The sequence below is a fragment of the Flavobacterium aeripolare genome (assembly GCF_013294025.1).
Taxonomy (GTDB): Bacteria; Bacteroidota; Bacteroidia; order Flavobacteriales; family Flavobacteriaceae; genus Flavobacterium.
Genome location: NZ_JABSNL010000009.1, coordinates 76,112 through 99,179, shown reverse-complemented (window position 1 = coordinate 99,179; position 23,068 = coordinate 76,112). Strand labels below are relative to the sequence as shown.

At 36.1% G+C, this 23,068-nt stretch carries 19 protein-coding genes, 1 tRNA gene and 2 pseudogenes; 9 read left to right on the top strand and 13 right to left on the bottom strand.

The annotated features are described in order from the left end of the window. Window positions 1–476 precede the first annotated feature (476 nt). A complete protein-coding gene (locus tag HNQ00_RS11460) occupies window positions 477–866 on the top strand; it encodes a DUF6122 family protein (protein ID WP_173838640.1) in 390 nt (129 codons plus the stop codon). 45 nt (window positions 867–911) lie between these two features. Next, window positions 912–2,021, top strand: coding sequence for a chromate efflux transporter (gene chrA / locus HNQ00_RS11455; RefSeq protein ID WP_173838639.1), 1,110 nt, complete (start codon window positions 912–914; stop codon window positions 2,019–2,021). Between the two features lie 209 nt (window positions 2,022–2,230). Here the strand turns inward: chrA and HNQ00_RS11450 are convergent, their stop codons facing one another. From HNQ00_RS11450 to HNQ00_RS11430, 6 genes and pseudogenes are all read right to left on the bottom strand, one after another. Further along, the gene (locus HNQ00_RS11450) at window positions 2,231–4,405 is read right to left on the bottom strand and encodes a TonB-dependent receptor plug domain-containing protein (protein WP_173838638.1); all 2,175 of its coding nucleotides are present in this window, start codon (window positions 4,403–4,405) and stop codon (window positions 2,231–2,233) included. Between the two features lie 655 nt (window positions 4,406–5,060). Then, entirely contained in the window at window positions 5,061–5,402 is a 342-nt protein-coding gene (locus tag HNQ00_RS11445; protein ID WP_173838637.1) for a MerC domain-containing protein, read from the bottom strand. A gap of 378 nt (window positions 5,403–5,780) precedes the next feature. Beyond that, entirely contained in the window at window positions 5,781–6,377 is a 597-nt protein-coding gene (locus HNQ00_RS11440; protein WP_254598502.1) for a type 1 periplasmic binding fold superfamily protein, read from the bottom strand. Between the two features lie 32 nt (window positions 6,378–6,409). Beyond that, complete coding sequence (locus tag HNQ00_RS11435; RefSeq protein WP_305793626.1) at window positions 6,410–7,990, bottom strand: TonB-dependent receptor domain-containing protein; 1,581 nt, start codon at window positions 7,988–7,990, stop codon at window positions 6,410–6,412. A 171-nt stretch (window positions 7,991–8,161) separates the two neighbouring features. After that, window positions 8,162–8,635, bottom strand: a pseudogene (locus HNQ00_RS16375) (TonB-dependent receptor plug domain-containing protein); the annotation flags it as partial. A 224-nt stretch (window positions 8,636–8,859) separates the two neighbouring features. Continuing rightward, entirely contained in the window at window positions 8,860–9,207 is a 348-nt protein-coding gene (locus HNQ00_RS11430; RefSeq protein WP_173838635.1) for a hypothetical protein, read from the bottom strand. Between the two features lie 150 nt (window positions 9,208–9,357). On the opposite strand from HNQ00_RS11430, the gene HNQ00_RS11425 reads away from it, so the two are divergent. Then, window positions 9,358–9,765: a Fur family transcriptional regulator gene (locus HNQ00_RS11425; protein ID WP_173838634.1), complete on the top strand. Its 408-nt coding sequence runs from the start codon at window positions 9,358–9,360 to the stop codon at window positions 9,763–9,765. A 194-nt stretch (window positions 9,766–9,959) separates the two neighbouring features. On the opposite strand, the gene HNQ00_RS11420 is transcribed toward HNQ00_RS11425, so the two are convergent. Next, a tRNA-Arg gene (locus HNQ00_RS11420) sits at window positions 9,960–10,033 on the bottom strand. 101 nt (window positions 10,034–10,134) lie between these two features. On the opposite strand from HNQ00_RS11420, the pseudogene HNQ00_RS11415 reads away from it, so the two are divergent. Next, window positions 10,135–10,638, top strand: a pseudogene (locus HNQ00_RS11415) (adenine phosphoribosyltransferase). A gap of 4 nt (window positions 10,639–10,642) precedes the next feature. Here the strand turns inward: HNQ00_RS11415 and HNQ00_RS11410 are convergent. The 4 genes from HNQ00_RS11410 to HNQ00_RS11395 all read right to left on the bottom strand — a co-directional run bounded on the left by HNQ00_RS11410 (window position 10,643) and on the right by HNQ00_RS11395 (window position 14,773). Then, the gene (locus HNQ00_RS11410; protein WP_173838633.1) at window positions 10,643–10,783 is read right to left on the bottom strand and encodes an SsrA-binding protein; all 141 of its coding nucleotides are present in this window, start codon (window positions 10,781–10,783) and stop codon (window positions 10,643–10,645) included. A gap of 83 nt (window positions 10,784–10,866) precedes the next feature. Further along, the gene (locus HNQ00_RS11405; RefSeq protein ID WP_173838632.1) at window positions 10,867–12,978 is read right to left on the bottom strand and encodes a M56 family metallopeptidase; all 2,112 of its coding nucleotides are present in this window, start codon (window positions 12,976–12,978) and stop codon (window positions 10,867–10,869) included. Window positions 12,979–12,981: 3 nt separating this feature from the next. Then, window positions 12,982–13,341 (bottom strand): BlaI/MecI/CopY family transcriptional regulator, encoded by a 360-nt coding sequence (locus HNQ00_RS11400; protein WP_173838631.1) that lies wholly within the window; start codon window positions 13,339–13,341, stop codon window positions 12,982–12,984. A gap of 217 nt (window positions 13,342–13,558) precedes the next feature. After that, the gene (locus HNQ00_RS11395) at window positions 13,559–14,773 is read right to left on the bottom strand and encodes an MDR family MFS transporter (protein ID WP_173838630.1); all 1,215 of its coding nucleotides are present in this window, start codon (window positions 14,771–14,773) and stop codon (window positions 13,559–13,561) included. A gap of 95 nt (window positions 14,774–14,868) precedes the next feature. On the opposite strand from HNQ00_RS11395, the gene HNQ00_RS11390 reads away from it, so the two are divergent. The 5 genes from HNQ00_RS11390 to HNQ00_RS11370 all read left to right on the top strand — a co-directional run bounded on the left by HNQ00_RS11390 (window position 14,869) and on the right by HNQ00_RS11370 (window position 18,552). Beyond that, on the top strand, window positions 14,869–15,471 hold the full coding sequence (locus tag HNQ00_RS11390; protein ID WP_173838629.1) for a DUF1684 domain-containing protein: 603 nt from the start codon (window positions 14,869–14,871) through the stop codon (window positions 15,469–15,471). Beyond that, the gene (locus tag HNQ00_RS11385; protein WP_173838628.1) at window positions 15,471–16,130 is read left to right on the top strand and encodes a TatD family hydrolase; all 660 of its coding nucleotides are present in this window, start codon (window positions 15,471–15,473) and stop codon (window positions 16,128–16,130) included. Before HNQ00_RS11390 ends, HNQ00_RS11385 begins: the two co-directional genes overlap by 1 nt. Before the next feature lie 59 nt (window positions 16,131–16,189). Continuing rightward, complete coding sequence (locus HNQ00_RS11380; RefSeq protein WP_173838627.1) at window positions 16,190–16,906, top strand: tRNA threonylcarbamoyladenosine dehydratase; 717 nt, start codon at window positions 16,190–16,192, stop codon at window positions 16,904–16,906. A 70-nt stretch (window positions 16,907–16,976) separates the two neighbouring features. Next, window positions 16,977–17,630, top strand: coding sequence for an HAD family hydrolase (locus HNQ00_RS11375; protein WP_173838626.1), 654 nt, complete (start codon window positions 16,977–16,979; stop codon window positions 17,628–17,630). A 79-nt stretch (window positions 17,631–17,709) separates the two neighbouring features. Beyond that, window positions 17,710–18,552: a DUF2911 domain-containing protein gene (locus tag HNQ00_RS11370; RefSeq protein WP_173838625.1), complete on the top strand. Its 843-nt coding sequence runs from the start codon at window positions 17,710–17,712 to the stop codon at window positions 18,550–18,552. 89 nt (window positions 18,553–18,641) lie between these two features. On the opposite strand, the gene HNQ00_RS11365 is transcribed toward HNQ00_RS11370, so the two are convergent. Beyond that, window positions 18,642–20,363: a sodium:solute symporter family protein gene (locus HNQ00_RS11365; protein WP_173838624.1), complete on the bottom strand. Its 1,722-nt coding sequence runs from the start codon at window positions 20,361–20,363 to the stop codon at window positions 18,642–18,644. A 116-nt stretch (window positions 20,364–20,479) separates the two neighbouring features. Further along, window positions 20,480–23,011 carry a PIG-L family deacetylase gene (locus tag HNQ00_RS11360; protein ID WP_173838623.1) on the bottom strand — a complete coding sequence of 844 codons (2,532 nt, stop codon included), beginning with the start codon at window positions 23,009–23,011 and terminating at the stop codon, window positions 20,480–20,482. Window positions 23,012–23,068 lie beyond the last annotated feature (57 nt).

Sequence of the window (23,068 nt, the reverse complement as noted above, 5' to 3'; positions counted from 1 at the left end):
ATGTTAGAGCGTCTTTATATTGTGGAAATAGATTGTAAAGATTCATCTTTCTTTATAGAGACAAGATTGGTGTTAGCATGATTTTATCCAATTAATGTTTATTAATAGTAAGTGTCGCTTTTAAATTGATCGGTTTTAAATTTGCGAATTAGCGGTTTTATCAATCGTTAGTGTAGCAGTGCATTCTGTGCCAATATCAATGCGTATTTATATTGCGGAAATAGTTTGTGGCGTTTCTTCTTTCTTCATAAAGACAAGATTGGAGTTAGGATGATTTTAGCCAATTAATGTTGCTTATAAATTGATTGATTTTAAATTTGCGAATTAGCGGTTTTATTCGTGTGAGTTAGTGATAAAAGCGCAATAGAAATATGATTTATATAGTGTAGACTTGTGTATCAATTTAAAAAATCTGACCTTTCACATCTGCTTTTGCAAGACTATTTGCAAATTCTAAAATTCTATTTTTACTAATCATGCAGGCATTCATACACTACTTTTTGCACCTCGTATTTCCGCTGTTCATTGCCTATGTGTTCTTTAAAAAGGATTGGAAAACAGTTTACTTACTATTACTTGCGACCATGCTAGTGGATGCCGACCACTTACTGGCTACTCCAATTTTTCAGGCTAATAGATGTAGCATTAATTTTCATTTTTTGCATACCTACTATGCTATGGGAGTATATGTTTTTATGTTATTTTTAAAAAGACCTTTTAGAATTATAGGAATTGGTTTGTTGTTTCACATGCTAACAGATTTTATTGATTGCTTAATTATGTATTCCAACTGTAAAACTTGTTTAGCAACTGCTCCAGCATATCAATTTATTGCATCAGTATCGCAATGGATAGGTATCACATAGCTAATGAGCATGGCCTAAATATATTTAAGATAATAATCGTATAAAATGAATAAAAATTTAAAGGAGGTCGCGCTACTTTTTTTCAAATTGGGTAGCATCGCCTTTGGCGGACCCGCTGCTCATATCGCCATGATGGAAGATGAGGTAGTAAAGAAAAGAAACTGGATGACGCAACAGCATTTTCTAGATCTGGTGGGAGCAACCAATTTAATTCCGGGACCCAATTCTACTGAGATGACAATGCATTGCGGACATGAGCGCGCGGGATGGAAAGGACTTGTGGTAGCGGGAGCTTGTTTTGTATTCCCGGCAGTAGCAATCACAATGGTTTTTGCATGGTTGTACCAGCAATATGGGCAATTACCTGCAGTAGAACCTTTTATTTACGGAATCAAGCCTGCTGTAATAGCGATTATTCTAGCTGCGGTATATAGCTTGGGTAAAAAAGCAATTAAAAATCCCACACTTGGACTGTTAGCTGTGCTTACATTGGTTGCTTGCTTATGTGGCGTATCTGAAATTATTGCGTTATTTGTTTGTGGCTTTGGTGGATTAATCTTGTACTTGACAAGCAATTCACAACAGTCCTTAAAAAGTTTTGCACCCGTGCTAGTTTTACAAATGGCACTCACGCCTAGTACTCTCAATATTTTATGGACTTTTTTTAAAGTTGGTGCTTTGCTGTACGGGAGTGGCTATGTATTGTTTGCATTTCTAGATGCCGAATTAGTTGCCACAGGTTTGCTGAGTAAACAACAATTAATTGATGCGGTTGCAATAGGACAATTTACACCAGGTCCGGTATTGTCTACCGCTACTTTTATCGGTTGGCAACTAGGTGGTTTCTGGGGTGCACTGGCTGCTACGGTTGGGATCTTTTTACCTTCGTTTTTGTTTGTGGCTCTCTTGAATCCGTTAGTGCCTAAAATGCGGAATTCTAAAATGTTCTCTGCTTTTTTAGATGCTGTCAATGTTGCAGCCGTTGCGGTAATTGTCTCGGTGTGTATAGGGATGGGACAAGAAACCATAATCGACTGGAGAACAATTGTAATTGCAGCCGTGAGTTTGATCTTTGTTTTTATATTTAAGAAAATGAACAGTGCGTACATCGTTATTGGTGGGGCATTATTAGGTTACCTATTGAGCTTACTGTAGCTAGTAAAATGCCTTTTGGAAATTAGTCGTACTTAGTAGCCCTGATCGCAGCGGCATCCTCGTAGTCCCGATTTTTAGGGACGTAGAGATATAGCGTAGAGCAGGAGGGAAGGTTCTTGCTACCACTTTGTGTATTGCTCCTAAACTGGAAAACCTCCTATATCATGTGATATAGGAGGTTTTTTAATAGTTTGAGACTGCTTAAAGAGCTAGATTTTGACTTTAATTCCGGCATTGACTACAAAGCCATCCAGCGGGGCAAAAATGTCTTTGAAAACAGGTTTTGAAAGTGTTCCAGTATAGATGCTACCAAAACGTGTTTGGCGGGTATCAGTAAAGTTTTCGAAATTAGCGTAAATCGAAAAGTTCTCCCATAGTTTCTCTATCATCACTCCAAAAATCCAGTAATCGCGCCCAGTTGTGCCATCAGTTAATTGTTGCGGACTGTAGTAATAGGCCTCTAAACCCACCTTCCATTTGTCTTCAACCTCGTACATCAATACATTGTTTAAGCGGTGTTTTGCTGTTAAAGGATTGCGAGATTTGCTGCCGTTATTTTCGACTGTGGCGTCAGTGTAGGTGTACCCAATGAACAATTTAAAGTCTTCGTAACTGAATTTTAAATTGGTTTCGGTACCCTTAGTGTTTAGATTTCCGTCTACATTCAAGAACTGAAAAGTGTCGTTTGCAAGCGGTGTCAAAATTAGAGGATCGTTCACTTTTGTATAAAAAAACAACTGGTTTACCGATAGTGAAAGTGCATCAGTAAGATGCGTTTTGTAGTTTAAATCAAAGTTGAAACCATAACTTTTTTCCAGTTTGTTAGTATCGCTGTTTATAGGCAACACATTTTGATATTGCATCGATTCGCTTTCCTCAGTAAAAATTGTAGGCGTTTTATATCCTAATCCACCACCAAGTCTAGAGCTAAGCTTAGGGCTAATTCTAAACAATGCCGATGCACGTGGCAATAGTGAGAAACCATATTCATGCACATAATCACCTCTTAAGCCAGCTTCTAGATCCAACCAATCCGTTGCTTTTACCGTGTTTTGAACAAAGGCGCCATAGGTGATTTGGTTATAATCTCTTACCGGAAATGTGTTGTTGTTTTTCTCTTTAAACTCATCAGTGTAAAAATTAGCTCCGGCAACCCATTGCGAAATCTCCCCATTATTAGCATACGTAAATTCAGAAAAAGTACTGGTTTGAACCCCATCAAAAAGATAATCAGGAATGGTAATCACACGACTAAAATTGTTGATGCTGTTTTTTACTGTAATAGATTCTCGATCATTAAATTTATGCGAAAGCGTGAATTGCGTGCTCACTCTTTGTGTTTTATTTTTTTCGAAATAGCTGTCTGGGAAAGTAGTACGATTTTTAATATAATCAATGTTTCCACCTATTCTATCCTCGAAAACGGTATTCACACCAAAGTTCAATTCGGTTTTATCGTTGAGGTATAAAAACAATTTAGGGTTGAAGTTAAAGCGTTCGAATTTAGGAATTGCGGTCAATTTATTATCAGCAGGATCGTAGGCTGCGTTGCGGTCATGAGAGGCAAAAACAGTCAAACCTACTTTACCAAAACGTTGTCCGTAAAAACCATTGATGTCGAGACCTCCAGCAGAAGTTCCGTTTAATAAAAATCGTAATTCTCTTTCTTCTGTAGGTGTTTTAGAGACTAGATTTACTAATCCAGCAATCGCTCCACCACCATACAAGGTAGAGGCAGAACCTTTGATTATTTCGACCTGTTTTAAATCTAGGGGTGGTGTTTGCAACAAACCTAAACCGCTAGAAGCTCCAGAATACACTGGGAAACCATCCTTTAAAATTTGGGTATACCGACCGTCAAGACCTTGAATACGAATAGAGGAATTACCCGAAGTAGCCGATGTTTGCTGTGTTTGTATCCCTGTACTTTCATTTAGCATCATGCGGATATCACCCGGCTTCATGTTGGCTTTTTCTTCTAACTCTTCACCAGCGATAAATTCGACGCGGGTAGGGATATTGCTGATTGTTCTTGTTCCCCTAGTTGCTGTAATGACAATCTCGTCCATTTCTTCAGCGTTACTTTTCATGTAAATAGTCAGATCTGCTGTTGCTGCGACTAAAGGGACTTGAATTGTTTTGTTTTCTAGCTCATATCCTTCCAGTTGAAAAGACAGCGAGTACACACCTTCGGCTAGGTTTTCGAAAGTAATAACTCCTTCATCGTTAGAATAAGCCGTTAAGGATTGTGCTTGTATGGTTGCTGTAACCGCATTCAGTGGCAAATTAGTATCGCTATCTTTAATATTGATTTTAAGGCTATGTTGTGCCTGAGCTGTGCCAATAGTTGCTATTGCCACAAAGAGTAAAATATATTTAAACATTTTTTATTTCTTAATATGAATAATTTTTTCAGCTACCTCTTGTAGGCAGCTGCTTGTAACGATTATAAATAAAAAGAAAATTTGGGTGGTTGCCAGATAGCACCGTTAAAGGAAGATTTTACAAGGGTAATAACAGCAATATCAAGTGATTTATTGTTACTTACAAGCGGTTGTTTTTGAGATTTAATCACAGTAGATGTGTTCATAGCAAAACCCACGCAGCTACCGCAAGAGTAGAAGGGAGAGCATTTGCCGGTGCACTCGTTACCGCATTTGTGAGAATCTTGTTCGCACTTTTTCTCTAGCGTACATTTAGATTTGGTTTCTAATGCGCTGCAAGGTACGGTTGATAGAAGTAGTACCAAAAATGATAAGAGTATGCTCCAGATTTTCACAAGGCAAATTTAAAAATAATATTTGCGAAATGATTATTAATTCGTTTCAAATTTTAATGTTTTAATATTTGCCACAGATTAGCAGGATATAAAAGGATATTAAGCTGTGCTATTCTTTTTAAGCTGTGGCAAAATTTAATTTTTATACTACTTATAATTTTTAAACTGCTAGAATGAGGCATTAATGTTTTGTTTTCGAAATGACCTTTATTAATCGCAATTTTTCATTCGAAAAAAAAATAAGGGTTAAAGTAAAATCTTTAATGCGATTTATAATTGATGAGGTGCCCGATGATCATCCCTAATCCTCCTATAAGAACCAAAGGAGAATTTACCTCTAGAAATGATTCTAAAACTACACCTACAATCACTGTAATTATAGAGCAACTAAGCAACACTTTTACCAGTAGCGGACTCGAGCTAAAAATGATTTTCAGGACTACACAGAATGAGATAAAGGCAAAGAAAAGATCAAGATAATGGTTGCCAGTAAAACTTAGTGGTAGTACTGTTAATAGCGGAAAAACTAGGCAATGTACTAAGCACAAGGTTGCGCTAGATATTCCTAAAAGATCAAAAACGATAGTTGCTTGTTTTTTCATAGCTGGATTATTATAAGCACGCGGCTTTATGTGCCGCATGCTCACTTTTTAAAGATTAATGTGCAACACTGTTTTCATGACCGAATAGGGCGATACTGTATGGTGTTGCCGAAATTTTAATCTTCGTGGTATTAAATGGTTAAAGGTTTACTTGTAATAATTCTCCCGTTGCTAGAGATTTTAGGTATCAATCTTTCACTGAGTTACAAGAAGCAGTTTGTGCATTCGATAAAACAAAAAATACTAGTTGAAAAGCTTTCTATCAAATGCGCTTTTTAGTAACAGCTTATTCCACGGATGAGCTGCAAATAGCCGTTACTAAAATGCGCTAAGAGATTTTCAATAGCAGTAAGTCTGTTTTATTGCTTGAGAGTTAATTTATAAAACAGTGATAGGAAACGAAACTTCAGCATCTGTACTTCCAGCTGCATTGGTGATATCTCCAGCTGCAACATTGTTAGCAGATTTACTTGGTTGGTGACGTAAAGTGATTGTTACTGTTCCTGTAGCGGCATCAGTAGTTGTAAACACAGATTGTAAACCTACAGGCAGTCCGTTTGCATCAAGGTTACTAGCTGATGTACCGTAAGTAAAAGCGTTTAAATTTCCGGTTTTTTGATAAAATACTTGGTGATCAACTCCTTCTTCAATGATTTCGAGTGTAATATCATCCACAGGAGTAGCTAGTTCATTTTTAAAGGTAAGCACACCATTGTAGGTTTTATTTTTTTCGAAATTTCCAGAGACAGTAATCACAGGAGCATTAGCACCTTCGCCATCTAAATCTTTGTATTGCAGGGTAATTGCAGTTCCACCATTTGCAGGAGTGTAGATCGCTGTTACCGTTGTGATTAATTCTTCCTCGTTCACAGGAGCATCAGTACTGTCATCATTACTACATGATGAGAAGGCTACAACTGTTGCCATGATAAGTGCATACGATTTCAACTTGTTTAATTTTTGCATTGTTTTCATTTTGTTTGAATTTAAATTAGTGTTTATAAAGTTTAATAATTGAATTTGAGTTGGATTTGGAAGCTTCGACCTAGTTCATCAGCAAAAAAGCGCTGACGGTTTAGGTAATCTCGGTACGAAACATCCATAATATTTTGAACAGAAAGCGCTACTGTTGTACTCACTTTTTTAAAGCTGTTGAATTTCATCTCTGAATAAAAATGGAGTAGGTGGTAAGCGGGTGGAGGCGTACTAATATCTACAATCACAGCTTGAAATTCATTGTTATTGATGATATTAGTACTAAAATTATTATCTGCGAACCTATTTTGTCTCGTTACGATTTCGCTCTTAAGTTCTAGTAATAGTTCGTGCCATTTTTTCTTAGAAAAGCTAATTTTATTGTACAAGTTTAGCGGCGGCATGTCAATTAAAGGTTGGTTTTCAGTGCGATCATCGCCCTTTACATACGCCATAGCAAAACTATGCTGCCATGAATCGTTGATTTTCCATTGTGTTTGAAGGTCTACGCCAAGTAGTTTAGCATTTGTTTGCTTGTATTCCCAGACTGGAAATGCGCCGCGAATTGTAGTCTCAAATCCCACAGGCTTTAGATAAATGTAATTCTGAATATAATTAATATACGGGTTTACTTCGATAGAGAACTGATTGATTTTTTTTCGAATAGTTAGCGATAATTTGGTTGACTGTTCCTTTTCTAAATTCAAATCACCTAGTTCAATTACTCCTGTTGAGTGGTGCAATCCATCACTAAAATATTCAGAAGGGTTAGGATTTCTTGATGCAAAACTCGCATTGGCAAAAAAGTGCCAGTCAGTAGCTGTTTTCTTTTGAATTCCAGCACTTGCGGATACATTGTGAAAAGTAAAACTCGGTTTTGTCAACCATTGCGTTCCAAAATCTTCAGTTATAAATTCCGGAAATGTACTATCATAACCGCGTTCTTCCCATCGTGATTTTTGGTAGTACTTAGTTGCATCAATTTTTGAAAAGTCATATCGCAAACCACCATCAATAGTGAAATCATTAGCCAAGTGGTAAGTTGCAATTCCGTAGGCACCTAAATCAATTTTATCATAATTAGGGATCAATGGTCGAATGCCAGTTGCAGGATTAGCATAGTTGTTTTGAAAACTAACTATAACACCCGTTTTTAAACTCCAGTCGTGTGCTTTCTTTTGGAAATCTAAAGAAAGTGTGCTTGTTTTTAAATCCAAATCTAAGGCCGCGGTATTATTGTATTCGGCTCTACGCACATCAAATTCCAACCTTCGGTTGTATTGATACGCATACTGAACCGCTAAAAAAGCGGATTCGTTGAAATAGTAATTAAAATTAATTTTGGCGATGTGGTGCGTTACATCCTGTTTTGGATTACTAATAGAATAAGAGAAATCATTGACAATCGCAGGAATTTTATTGTTGATCGATTGGTACAGGTCATTCACATTTCCGGTATGGGAAGCGCTCAAAATTCCAATAACCGATTTGTAATAACTGTACGATGCGCTCACATTGTACTTTATAGCGTCGTATTTAACATCTCCCGAAAAACTTGCTCCACGATTAGCAGTATTCGATAAAATATAATCAGGCGCTGTTTTGTCACCCATATATTTAAGGGTGGTTAGTGCGTTATAGCTCCATCCGTTGCGATTGCCTTTATGTATACTCGAACTAATCGATCCGCCTTTTCCATTGGTGTCATAGTTCAGGATTGTTTTACCAAATAAAGAATCCTTTTTACTGCTAATAGGTTCAATTAACACTAATCCACCTATTGCATCGCCGCCATATTGCAAAGCCGAAGCTCCTTTAATTAACGTTATTTTATTGGCACTGTTAATGTCAAAATTGGGTGCGTGTTCAGATCCCCATTGTTGGTCCTCCAGTTTTACATTGTTGTTTAAAATGGCGACTCTACTGCCATATAAACCGTTAATTATTGGTTTTACGACTGCGTTTCCAGTCTTTAGAGTAGATACACCTGCCACTTCAGATAATACATCTCCTAGAGATTGATTGCTGTATTTTTCTATTGTTTGTAAGTTGACAAGCTGCGCAGGGTTTGAGCTGTTATCCGTTTTGGCTTTAGCCTGAACAACAACCTCGTTTAATTTAGTGGTATTGACTTGCAAATTAAAATCAAGAGTCAAGTTACTTTTTAAATCAACAATTGTATCGGTTTTTTGATACCCCAAGTAGGATGTCGAGATAGTTGTTTTTCCTGGAGCTAAATCGTCAATTACATAGCTACCCGATAAATCGGTTCACGTAGTTTTGTTAGCAATGTGCACATGGATATTTGAGGCATTTGATTGCCCTTGTAGTGTTATTTTTCCACTGATGGAATGTTGCGAATACATGGTATTGCAAAAAAGCATCAGCCAGAAAAAAATCGAAATTTTCTTTGACATTTGTTCGTTTTAAAATAGGTAAAAGCCGATCAACCTTGGTGTAAGGAGATTTGTTTTGTAATATTTTAAAAAGTTGGTGGTGCCCGTAAAGAGAAGAAACTTCCGGTGAAGAAGGAGAAATTTTGAGTTGAGACCACTGCATAAATGGTGCTGATAGTAGTTGTTTTAACAAACTGAAATAAGAAAAAATCAGAAGCCGTGAAGCAGCTAAACTGAAAATCACAGGCAGCACATTTTAAATTAATGGTATGACTGTGTGTTAATTCAGATTTGTTTTTTGACAATTCTTGGTTTGCGATTTGCTCTACATTAATTTCAGATTGGTGCACATAACAATGCACTGACTGACACAGCACTGAAAATAATACTGTAAGTGAGAGTACAAAGTTAATTATGGCAATTTTCTGTTTCATTAATCGTAGTGCAATACTTTATTTGTGGCGATAGTAAGTGATGCTTTCTAACTAACTACTTTTACCGTATCTTTGCTTAATGCAATTATGTTGCAAATATATAAATCTTATTCTTAAATGCAACTTTGTTGCGTTTAATTTTATATCCAAATGAAAAATACTAGAAACACTACAGCGAAAGCGGCAATTTTCAAATTATTAAAAAATTCAGAAGTCGCCTTGTCTCATGCTGAAATTCAGGAGCTAAACCAAGAATCTTGTGACAGAGTGACGATTTATCGCATTTTAGATCGTTTGACTGTTGAGGATGTTATTCACAAAATTGTAACACCATCAGGTACGGTAAAATATGCTGCCTGCCATCATACTGACCACACAGAGCACCACCACATTCACAATCACGTGCATTTTAATTGCGAAGTATGCCAGTTAGTTACCTGCTTAGAAAACGTAGAGCCTACTTTTAAACTACCAAGTAATTACCAAGTAAAACAAGTCAATTTTACAGTAACGGGTATTTGTCCTTCATGTGCTATGAAAGATGTTTTAGTGGAGTAGGGGGTGGATGATGTTCTACATCTTTCGATACAAAAGATTATGTAAATTTAGCGATAGAAATAGGTTTAATATTGGAAACGAGGATTATTGTCTTAACTAAGAAGAATCGATATATAGCTTGAATTGAAAGATAAGTATTTAACCTCACTCCATAAAAAAAGCCCATTTCCGAAGAAATGGGCTTAACAAATTTGTGACCTTGACTGGATTCAAACCAGTAACCTCTTGAGCCGTAATCAAGTGCGCTATTCAGTTGCGCCACAAGGCCTTTTGTTTTTCGCAGCTCACATATTATGATGTGATTGCGGGTGCAAAGATAGAGATAAATGTGTAATCTGCAAGCATAAAAATGAATAAAATTTAAAAAAAATGGTGATAGAAAAGTATATCCGTGATATTCAGTACGTTCCATAAAAAGTAATTTTCTAAAGAGACATCACTCCGTTACTAAATGACCCTAAAGTGCGTTTAGAATGTTTGAAATTGCTGGTAGCCGACTTAAAAAATGAGAAAATTGATGCTGTAGTAGAAGCAGAGAGTAGGGGGGTTTTCTTTGGAATGCTGACTGCTCAGGAATTAAACGCCGGATTTGTGCTTATAAGATCACCAAATAAATGACCTGCTGAAATAATTAGCGCTAGTTATGCTCTTGAATATGGCACAGACACATTATAAATGCACACAGATGCAATAAAAAAGGGAGACCGAGTACTAATCCATGATGATGTTTTAGCAACAGGAGGGACTGCAAAAGTGATGTGTGAATTGGTTGAAAAATAGGGAGGCGAAATCATGCAGGTCAATTTCTTAATGGAGATCGAATTTCTCGCAGGAAAAGAAAAAATAAAGGACTGTCCTGTTTTAATGCATTGAAATATTAATTCAAAGCACGTGTGGTAACATAGTAACGAAAACCAATGATTGCCATTTGCCATTTACTGGCTTTAGCTAGATCGAGCTGTTGCTTTGAAAAGCTCGGTAAAATTACTTTATTGATTTTGGCTAATATTTTAAACATATCATTTTATTTTTACAAAGATATAAAAAAAGACGACCTTGGATGATGGTCGTCTTTTAAATAATATGTTTTGTATTTGTGAACTATTTTGTCGTGATAGTGATGATGCCGTTCAATGCTTTTTCACCGTATTTAGCTACTGCTGCTTGTTTAGTTTTTTCTGGCCCATTCGCAGGACTTTGTCGCCCAACTGTCTGTATATCATTGTGGTCCAATTTGTCTATCGCTTTAAAATCACTAAATTTACCATTGATAATTATAATAGCTTTCTTATAATCAATATTTTTATCTTGCTGAATTCCTTTTATGATATCGCTGCTGTCAGTTATTTCCATTTGCATAGCCCACCCATTAGCGTTCTTCGTCTGCGCTTTATCTTTAGTAGTGATTTTGATGCTTTTACCATTGTCTGAAGACTTATCTACATCCATTTTTTCAATCAAAGAAGGATCCATTTTATCTACTTCTGCTTTAGTGGCTATTTTTCCATTAATGTAGTAGGTAATATCTGCAGGTATTCCATCAGTTTCTCGCTTTACTATTTTAATAGTTTGACTGGTCTTACTTTTTTGTTTGTTGGTTAAATTGTTCACATCTGTTTTATCCAAGTCTAATTTTGACTTATCTTGATTTTGGTTAAAAACCATAACTTTGCTCTCATTAGGAATATCAGTTAATTCACCGTTTATCCATACTTTGTTATTAGCACTATTCATTTTTTTAGTAGATACTTTCGCAGTTCCTGTAGTAATTTCGATCACACCATTTTTACCTTTCGAACCATATTTTTTTTCAGCTTGGATGGGGTCAAGTACATTAGAAGATAAGATATCATCTTCAGAAGGAATTTTAATGAGATCATCTGGGCTTTGGGCTATACCGTTCACTACGACTAAATAGGATTTGCCTTCTTTTACATATTCATTTACGGTGTAGAAACTTTCTGCTTTTGTAATATTTAAACCTGAATTATTTTGAGATTTGGTTACTCTCGCTAATTGATCGCTATCTGGCTTAGCAAATCCAAAGTCAGTTAAAACGCCATTCTTTCTTTCAAAATAAATATTGAAAGGGTCGATCGCTTTATTTCCTTCAATATGATGCTCTTTCTCTGTTCCTTTGTTGTCTTTTAAGGCAACATTAATAGCTGTAATTTCATTGTTTGAATTGGTTTTAATTCCTGAAAATCGCATTACTAGATCATATTCTTTCTCAAAATATTCTTTCTCGCTATTTAGTTCTTTCTCCGTACTCAATGCGGTTACATGAAGCGCCATTTTAAAGTCTGAATTGTCCATCACTGATGCCTCTTTGACCTCTTGCGGCTGCTCTTGAGCAACGACATTTATTTGGAACAACAACACAAATGCACCAAGTGCAGGCAATACGGCAGCATACTTCCACGAGTTCCTTTTTCTAGATTGATTTTTGTTTAACATAACGATTCGTTTTTTGATTAATGATTGATAAAAATGATTGGTAATGGCAACACAATTCTCTTGCGTTGTTATTTTTAAAAGCGTTATTTGGTATGCTTTTTTGTCGGTTAGTTTTTTAGTAGCCTCGCTGTCAGCAATGAATTCTAAATTTTGCAGAATGGCTTTTTTATACAACCATATAAATGGATTGAACCAAAAAATGATGCAAAACACTCTAGCAATCAGTACATCAATGGTGTGGTTTTGATCGCTGTGTACCTTTTCATGCTCAAGGATATTTTCAAGTTCGCTTGCATTATATAGTTCAGAGTTGTAAACAATAGTCTTGAAAAACGAAAAAGGAGCTAGGTTTTCTTTAGTGTCAACCAATCTATAATCTGCTTGGTAACGGCTAACTTTTCCTTTTAAAAGTTGCTGCAAACTGTAAAAATCATACAGCAGTTTAGCTGCTAATAATGTTATAACAATACCATAAAGTAGTAGTGCTATAAGCGGCATGTAATCCCAAATGCTTTTTTGTTCCACCATAGTAGTAAGTGGGATTGTGGTATAATCAAAATTAGACGTTTTAGGGGCGACCCAAATCACTTTTGTGTACACCAGTAAAGGCAAAACTGCCGAAGTCAAAAGCCCTGATAGTAAAAACCAGCGGTTACTGTTAAAAAAAGTCTCTTTTCGTAATAAGCCATAATAGCTAATAAAGAAGAGTGCTAGCAACCCGCTACACTTCAATAAATAAATAGATATCGTTTCCATAGGCTATTTTTTATTTTCGATCATTTCTAAAATCTCACGCAATTCTGCAGCCGAAATTTTCTCTTCTTTAGCAAAAAACGAAACCATATTCTTGTACGAACTATTGAAGTAATTATCAATCGCGGTGTGCATGAACTTTTTTCGGTATTCCTCGATCGCAATAATAGGATAGTACTGATGCGTTTTCCCAAAGGCATTATAAGCTACATATCCTTTTTCTTCCAGGTTTCTAATGATTGTCGATAGGGTATTGTAATGTGGCGGATCGACTGTGATTTCTTCCATAACCTCTTTTACAAAAGCTTTTTTAAGCTTCCATAAAATGTGCATGATTTCCTCTTCTTTGTTCGTTAGTTTTTGCATAGTATCGTTTTTATAGGCGCTTCTTCAACCCGACCCCGATAGCTATCGGGGTCGGGGTCGGGGTTTACTTATCGCAATTCAAAATTACAACTATGTTTTCAGTTATACAACTATTTTTATAGTTTTATAACTATTTTTATAGTTATACTAGATAACAGTTTTTGATTCAGGGTGTTAATACTGCTAATTGCAATGCGAACTGTCTAGTAATTTTATTCTATTTGTTTTCGAATCTAAGTAATTTCTGTATCCAAAGGCAGCAAAGTGCGGCTATTACACCAAAAGTTCCCATGACCAGCCAGTTTGTTTGGTAGCCGTAATCAGCGATGATACCCAGTCCGGCTTTAGAACTTACAATATGTGCCAAGCTAAAACTCATGGTGTACAGTGCCATGTAACGCCCTTCATGCCCTAAGGGTGCACGTCCCATAGCAAATGCATTCGAAAAAGGAAAAGCAAAAATCTCTCCTATAGAGATGAACACCATGCTTATTACTAACATTCCTGCCCAAACATCAATCAACAATGCATAAAAACTCAAGCCCATCATCAAAGATCCCCAGAAGATAATTTTCATTTTACCTTTCTGTTTTCGTTCAAAATAACTCACAATAGGCATTTCTAGTGCAAATATTAGCAAGCCATTCAAGGTCATGAGCAAGCCAGTTTGGAATTCGCTTAAACCAAATTTCTCACTATGATATAAAGGTAAGGCAGTGAAAAGTTGGAAAAATATCATAGCAGTTACAAAACTCACAAATAAGAAAATCCAGAATACTTTGTCTTTAAACACAGAGGCGACTTCTAAGACAGAGTTGTGCGCATCGTGTTGGGTGGCTTTCTTTTTTTCTTTCACTAAAAGTGCAAATATTAAAATGGCTACAACGCAGGAGCTTCCGTCTACCCAGAATAAACCTTGATAGCCTATTCCCATAATAATCAAGCCACCTAATGCAGGTCCAGCTGCAAAGCCTAAATTTACTGCTAGTCTCACTAAGGTAAGGGAACGTGTTCTATTTTCGGGTTTGGCGTAGGCTCCAAGAGATACAAACATGGCTGGCCTGAACATATCAGCTAGAGTCATAATGGTAAACATCCCGAAGCACAAGCCCCAAAAGCTGGTAATGTATTGTAAAACAAAGAAAAATATTCCTGAGCTAAACAAACTAAATACCATCACCTTATAGAAACCTATTTTATCAGATAATTTACCGCCTAGCCAGGATCCTAACATGGAACCAAAACCAAAAGCCACCATAATCCAGCCTACTTCACCATAAGTAAAATTTAGGTCTTCCTTTAAATACTTAGATAAAAACGGCAGTACCATTGTTCCCGCTCTATTAATGAAAGTGATTAAAGTAAGAATCCATATCTCTCTTGAAAATCCTTTGAAATTATTTAAATAGCGTTGAAATGCAGTAATTAACATTAGCTTGTGATTATTTATAGCAAAGGTAGAAAACTTTATCAGCTGCTCACTTTGTCTCTTTGTAACTTTAAACTATTTTTGCTAAAACTTCTTATATGAAAAATTACAGTCTCTTTTTTGCCATACTTTTTATCAGCTTTGGCTACAGCCAAAATAAATTTGATAAAGCAAAGGTGCAATCGTTCCAAGACGAATTAAATAAAGAGTACGCAAACGCCAAAACGAGTCCGCTATTGCCAGCCGATTTAGCGCATTTCAAGTCACTAGATTTTTTTCCTGCTAACGAAAAATATTTTGTGGTAGCTAAATTCACTCGTACTCCTAAAGAAAAAGCATTCAAAATGCCCACTTCTACAGATCGCACTCCTATATATGTCAAGTATGGTGAAGTCGATTTTACTATCGATGGAAAATCATATAAATTAAATGTGTACAGAGATATCGTGTTGTCACGAAAAAAGGAATATAAAGACTATTTATTTCTACCGTTTTCTGATATCACATCTGGTGCAGAAAGCTACATAGGTGGTCGTTACATTGATTTGAAATTACCAAAAGGAGATACCATCGAAATTGATTTTAATACGGCCTACAATCCTTATTGTGCTTATAGTCCAGAGTATTCTTGTCCTAAAGTGCCGTTAGAAAATGACATTAATGTGGAAATAAAAGCAGGAGTTAAAAAATTTCATGACTAATGAATTTCTTTAATTTACATACGCATTCAGTAACACAATCAGATAATCAGATAGCATTAGTCAATCAATATCCTCAGGAGTTTGATGCTACTATTCCTACTTATTCTATTGGGATTCACCCCTGGTATGTCAATGTAGATCGAGTAGCGAGTGATTTAGCGTGTATTGAAGAAAAAATACAAGAACAAAATTGTCTTGCTGTGGGTGAGTGTGGTTTAGACAAGCGCGCTGATACAATTTTTGAATTGCAGCAAGAGGTATTTGAGAAGCAATTGCTGCTGGCTCAAAAGTATGGTAAACCAGTAATTTTGCATTGTGTAGCAGCATTTCAAGAGATTATCGAAACTAAGGAACGCTTAAAAATCACGGTGCCTTTAATTTTTCATGGTTTTTCAAAAAGTGCACAGCTAGCAAAACAACTCATTGATAGTGGTTGCTATTTGTCTTTTGGAAAATACTTATTAAAAAACCCAGATTTGGAATCCGTGTTTCAATCTGTGCCTAGCAATCGTTTTTTTCTAGAAACAGATACCATGGAGGAAACAATTGAAGCAGTGTATGAGATTGCAGCAAAATACAGCGGAGTATCTGTTGAAGAAATAAAAATAGTAATTAGAGATAATTGCAAGGCGGTTTTTAAAATCGATTTAAGCAATTAATTATATAATAAGGAGTAGGTTTAAAACATCTAACTTTAAAATTTTAAATACAATAAGCAATGGCAGAGTGGACAGAGAGAGCAGCACTTTTATTTACAGATAATGGTTTAACCAAATTACAAAACGCAAATGTTCTAGTAGTAGGACTAGGAGGTGTGGGATCATTTTCGGCTGAATTTTTAGCGAGAGCAGGAGTAGGGAAAATGACAATTGTAGACGGTGATGTAGTAGATATTACTAATATTAATCGCCAGTTGCCTGCTTTGCATTCTACTGTGGGGCAACCTAAAATTACCATTGTTGGTGATCGTTTAATGGACATCAATCCCGAACTTCAACTGACTCGTGTGCAAGAGTTTCTTTCGCCGGAGCGTGCTTTCGAAATTGTAACTGAAGAATTTGATTATGTTTTGGATTGCATCGATAGTGTGACGCCAAAATTAAATTTAATCATTGCGGCCAAACGCAAACGTGTTAAAATCATTTCAAGTATGGGTGCAGGTGGAAAAATGGAAGCTGCAAAAGTGAAAGTAGCCGATATCAATAACACTGAAAATTGTTTCTTAGCTAAAACAATTCGTAGAAGATTAAAAGAGCATAAAATTGATAAGTTAAAAGTCGTTTTCTCCTCAGAAATTCAAGACGAGGCGAGTTTAAAAATGACTGATGGTTCTAATTATAAAAAGTCTTTTTATGGTACCAATAGTTATATGCCAGGATTATTTGGTTTATACGCTGCAGAAACCGTGATTAGATACCTCCTTAAAAAAGAGTAAATTGCAGTCGCTTTAAATAATTTAATGACAACAGGAGGTAAGTCCTCTAAACCTAAAAGGTACAATCAAGATGGTAAAAACAGTAATATTTGATATGGACGGTGTAATTGTTGATACAGAACCCGTACACCGTTACGCTTATTTTCAACAATTTAAGGAACTTAATATCGCTGTAACTGAGGATATGTTTACTTCATATACTGGAAATTCAACTCGCAATACCTTTCAAAAGGTGAAAGAGACCTTTCAATTAGACCATGATGTGGAGGATTTGATTCAGCGCAAGCGTACTATTTTTAACGATGCTTTTGATAATAAGGAAGATTTAGAGTTGCTAGCAGGTGTAGAAGATTTAATTAAAGATTTCCATAAAAAGGGAATGCAGTTGATATTAGCTTCTTCGGCTTCAAAGGTGACGATCTCTCGCGTTTTTAATCGCTTCAAACTACACGATTATTTTACGCATATTGTGAGTGGAGAGGATTTTCCTATGTCTAAACCACATCCTGCAATTTTTGAACATGCAGCCTCATTATCAATAGCACCAAAAGAAAATTGTATTGTTATCGAAGACAGCACAGCCGGAATAAAAGCTGCAAAAGCCGCTGGAATCTACTGTATTGCTTACAATAGCTTTCATTCTAAACAACAAGATTTATCGTTAGCAGATAAAATTATCAATGATTTTAACGAACTCAGTTTTGAGATTATTAGCCAATTATAAGTTCACTTTAATCAATATTTAACTAAGAAGTAGTATTCAAATACTATTTTTGAATCCAATTTTAAAAAACCAATACATTATGAAGAAGTTACTAATCGCATTAGCAATCGTGATTACTCAATTTACAATTGAAGCACAGGTGAAAACACCACAATCGAGTCCGAAATCAGAAATCAAACAAGTTGTTGGTTTAACTGATGTTGAAATTGTTTACTCAAGACCTTCTGCAAGAGGTAGAGCTGTTTTTGGGAATTTGGTTCCCTTTGGACAATTATGGAGAACTGGAGCTAATGAAAATACAACAATCTCTTTTAGTGACGACGTGCAAATCGATGGTAAAGAGTTGAAAAAAGGAACGTATGCTTTATACACGATTCCAAATGCACAGCAATGGGATGTGATTTTTTACAAAGCAACAGATAACTGGGGAACGCCAGCAAAATATGATGAAGCAAATGTTGCTTTAAAAACAACTGTTAAGGAATCTACTTCTCCTACAATGGCAGAGACTTTTACAATAGGAATTAGTGGGATCGAAAACAACTCGGCTTATTTAGAGATGTACTGGGAGAATTCTTATGCTCGATTAAAGTTTGAAGTGCCTACAGAAAAAGCAGCTCTTGCAAGTATCGAAAGAACATTGGCAGGACCTAATGCAAATGATTATTTCTCTTCGGCACAATATTTCTATCAGTCGAATGGAGATGTTGCAAAAGCGAGAACTTATGTAGATAAATCACTAGAATTAAGCAAAGAGAAACCATTCTATATTTTACGTCTTAAGTCTTTAATTCAAGCAAAACAAGGAGATAAAAAAGGCGCTATTGAAACAGCTAAATTATCGTTAACTGCATCTGAAGCAGCAGGAAATCAAGATTATGTAAAAATGAATAAAGACAGTATCGCTGAGTGGGGAAGATAAGCTGCTATTAATTCATACCGTTTAAAAAAATAAAAGAAGCCCGTTTTACTTGATTGTAAAACGGGCTTTTTATTGCTGTATAATTACTGTTATGCTGCAGTTTCTTGTTTTCTAAATAAGGTTGCCTGCATGATCGTTGCTAAGATTATAGTAAGCATTGCTCCAATGAAATTAAGCCACAAATACCCCAGTTTTTCTTGGCCACTAGGATAAATTGCAATCGCATAGTAGTAGATTAAGAAAATAGTACTTTGACTTATTAACGCACTGTAAAAAATAGCTTTTGCTTTGACGTATTTGATATAGAAACCTACTAGGAAGATTCCCAATACTGTTCCATAAAAAATAGACCCAATGATGTTTACTAACTGAATCAGATTTTCGAACAAAGTCCCTACGCAAGCAAATAAAATGGCAATAATACCCCACAATAAGGTGAAGAACTTAGTTGCATTTAAATAATGCTTATCTGATTTTTCTCCTTTTACATTACGCTTATATATGTCAATTGCTGTTGTAGAAGCTAGTGCATTTAAACCCGAAGCGGTAGACGACATCGCTGCTGAGATAATTACAGCTAGCAATAAACCAATCAAGCCTTTAGGTAAATAATTTAAAATAAAATGAAAGAACACGTAATCCTTATCATTAGTTTCACTGTTGCTATCTGCTTTTAGAATGATTTCCTTAGCACGATCTCGTAGGTCTTTTTCTTTAGTAGAAAGTGCAATTAATTCTTTTCTAAGAATAGGGTTGTCGTAATCCTGATTTAACTGATCGATGTATAATAAATTAATGACTTTCTTATCTTCAGATAAAACGTCTAACTGCTTTTCTAGCGCGTTGTATTCTCCTTTATACTGTGATTTTTCAATCGTTATTTTGTTATTAGGATTAAAGTTTAACGGTACAGGATTGAATTGGTAAAAAACAAAAACCATTACCCCTGTAAGCAATATGAAAAACTGCATAGGTACTTTTAGGAGTCCGTTCATGATTAAACCCATCTGGCTTTCTCTAACAGACTTTCCAGATAAATAACGACCAACTTGTGATTGATCGGTACCAAAATAAGCCAAGGCCAAGAAAAATCCTCCAGTTATTCCGCTCCAGATGGTGTACTTATCCTCTGGATCTGTCGAGAAATTAACGATTTTCATTTTGTCATTTGCACCTGCAATATGCAAGGCATTCGAAAAAGTCATGTCGTTAGGAAGGAAATGCAAGATCAAGAAGAAAGTGATAAACATTCCAGACATAATCACAAACATTTGCTGTTTCTGGGTAACATTGACCGCTTTTGTTCCTCCCGAAAATGTGTATACAATTACAAGTACTCCTATCGCAATATTCATGTAAGTAAGGTTCCATCCCAATATAGCCGACAAAATAATGGCAGGTGCATAGATGGTCAATCCCGTTCCTAGTCCTCTTTGAAACAAGAATAATATGGCTGCTAGGGACCGCGTTTTAAGGTCAAAACGTTTCTCAAGGTACTCATAAGCAGTGTAAACCTTGTATTTATGGTAAATAGGGATGAAGGTGAGACAAATCACAATCATCGCAATAGGCAAACCAAAATAGAACTGGATAAAACCCATTCCGTCATGATACGCCTGTCCCGGTGTGGACAAGAATGTAATTGCACTTGCCTGTGTCGCCATTACAGAAAGTCCTACGGTGTACCATGGGGTTTCATTATTTCCTAATATAAAATCTTCTACGTTTTTACTTCCTTTTGTTTTCCAAGCGCCATAAATAACGATAAATGAAAGCGTAACAATTAAAACAATCCAATCAAATAGCTGCATGGTGTTATGAGTATAATTTCATTATTAAATAAAAAACTAAGATGTAGATTGCATTAGCAATCAATACCAAAGTGTAATTTTTTTTCCAACTTCTTACTTTTTTGGGCTCCATACGATTAGTTTTTGGTGGTAGTTTTATCAGTGGTAGGGGTACTTTGTAACGAAATAATATTCGATAATAATCGGTAGGCTCCAGACACTCCTACGGGTAATTCTCTAAAGAAACTTAGTCCAGTGTATACGTAGAATCCTTTTCCGTAAGGTGCAACTAACAATGCCCCATCTTTAGGACTTTCTCCTTTATCTGCTGAAGATAGGATAGGAGTGAAGTGCGCATCATATTGATCAGGGTAATACAATCCTTGTTCTTGTGTCCAACCCTCAAAATCTTCTGTCGTAATTTGGTTTGGGTAGTTTAAAACAGAATGTTTAGGAGCTAAAAACGTTGTTGCAGCATTTTCATCAGTAACGCGGTCGCGAGAAATATGCAACGAGTAAGGCGCTATATTATCTGGGATCTCATTGCTAGGCGTATTGTATTGCACAATCATAGTTTTACCACTTTTCACAAAATCCAGCAAAATTTGTTGCTTGTTAGCTAATAGAGGTACGGTGTTGTAGGCTCTAATTCCAGTGATTACCACATCAAATGCTTTCAAACTATTGGTCGAAATAGCTATAGGATCTATTACGGTAACTTGATACCCCATCTGGATCAAGCTCTCAGGAACCTGATCACCAGCTCCCATAATATAGGCAATTTTTTTATTGGTCGTTTTTAAATCAACTTGGATAAATCGAGCTGCAGCATCTTCTAGCACTTGCTGCTTTGTAATATGCTTATAATCAATTATTATTTGGTCTTTTGTATATTGTTTATCACCAACAGTTACAATGCTTTTAGCAGCCACTTCTGATGGTTTTGCTGGTGCAGTTACGTTAAAAACAACTGTTTTATCCATTCCTTTTTTATCAAGAGAGAAGGTGTAATTTGCTGGAGTAACTTTCCATTCTTTAGGTAGATCTAGTGCAACAATTCCGTTGATGTTGTCTTTACCCGCTTTTACCTTTACAGCAATTGCTTTACTTTCATTGGCAGTGAATAAGGCAACTTTGTTGATAATACTCGAAGTCACCTCAGGAACAACGTCTAGGTAATCAAATATTTCACCGCGCACATCGTCGTTGTATTTATAGACTACTTTTTGTGTGAATGGAATCACGGTTCCTGCTACTTCAATATTAAAAGTAACCTGAGCATCTCTAATAATATCTGGAATCCCTCTATTTTTTTGATCGCTTACCGTGTACATTCCTACGGTTGAAGGTTCTTTTAGCCAATACGGCTGTGTGTACTCAGTAGTCGCAGGAAGTACTATTTGAGCTGGAAAGGTTTGATCGTCATTAAATGCTAAAGCAGTATTTATTGTGGTCGATTTATTTTCTGGTTGCGTTGTAATGCTTTTAAGCATCATGGGTACCTCGCTTCTATTAATTGCTTCTAATTTTAATTTTACAGTGCTGTCTGGAAAAACTTCCTGTGTAGCTGCAGCTGCCTCAAGATACAAACCTGTGCAACCAGCAATGATTTGCTCTAATTCGGTTGATTTAATTGTTTTCCAATGTGTCTCCTCTAGTTTTTGAATCATGCTGTACGCCGTAACTAGCTCTTTTACGCTAGCGCTAGGATCCTGGAAATTGTAATTTGCCAATATCTTAGCAAGTAATTCACCAATAGGTTTCCCTCCTTTAACTCTATTCCAGCTGGTATCAATACCTTCAAATAGGTTGTCTTTGTTTTGCAATGGAGTCCCGTTTACTAGTTCTAGGTATTCTGTATCAACACCGCGACTACCAGTACTACCAAAACCTTGTGATTGATGGCTGCTTCTACTTAAGGCAGCAATTTCTTGATTTGATTTTCCTAAATTCTTGTAGTAGGTTCCTGTTTTTAAAGTTGATAAGGTCGCTTTGTTTGCAGCATCAAATTTTTCTTGGCTACCATAAAACCACCATGACGTATTGAAAAATTGTCTTTTAGTTTGCCAAGGTGTTACATATTGCAGTTGTTCCGGGAAAAGTGTAGGGTCATTAGTCATTGCAAAACTTTTTGTGCTTAAAATAGCCGACGAAGTATGATGACCGTGTGTAGTTCCGCCGGTACGGTGATCAAAACGATTGATGATCACGTCTGGTTGGAATTTTCGAATAGTCCAAATCACATCTGCGAGTACTTCGTTTTCGTTCCAAATGGTTAACGTCTCTTCTGGGTTTTTTGAAAAACCAAAATCATTGGCACGAGAAAAGAACTGCTCGCCACCATCTATCTTTCGAGCCTCAATCAACTCTTGTGTGCGTATCACACCCAATAATTCTCTTAATTGTGGACCTATGAGATTTTGTCCTCCATCTCCTCTTGTGAGCGATAGATAGCCTGTTCTGGCCTTTACATCATTTGATAAATACGAAATTAAGCGGGTGTTTTCATCATCAGGATGTGCAGCTATATATAAAACAGAACCTAGAAAATTTGCTTTTTCAATTTGGTTGTAGAGGGCAACTGACGTAGATTTTACGGGCTTTTGAGCAGCAACAAACGCAGTTGAGAAGAGAAATAAAAGAACGAATTTTGACTTGTTGTAATGCATTTTAAAGTAGTTTATTGGCAATATCTTCAAATGTAGTAATAAAATATTTCAAGTTAA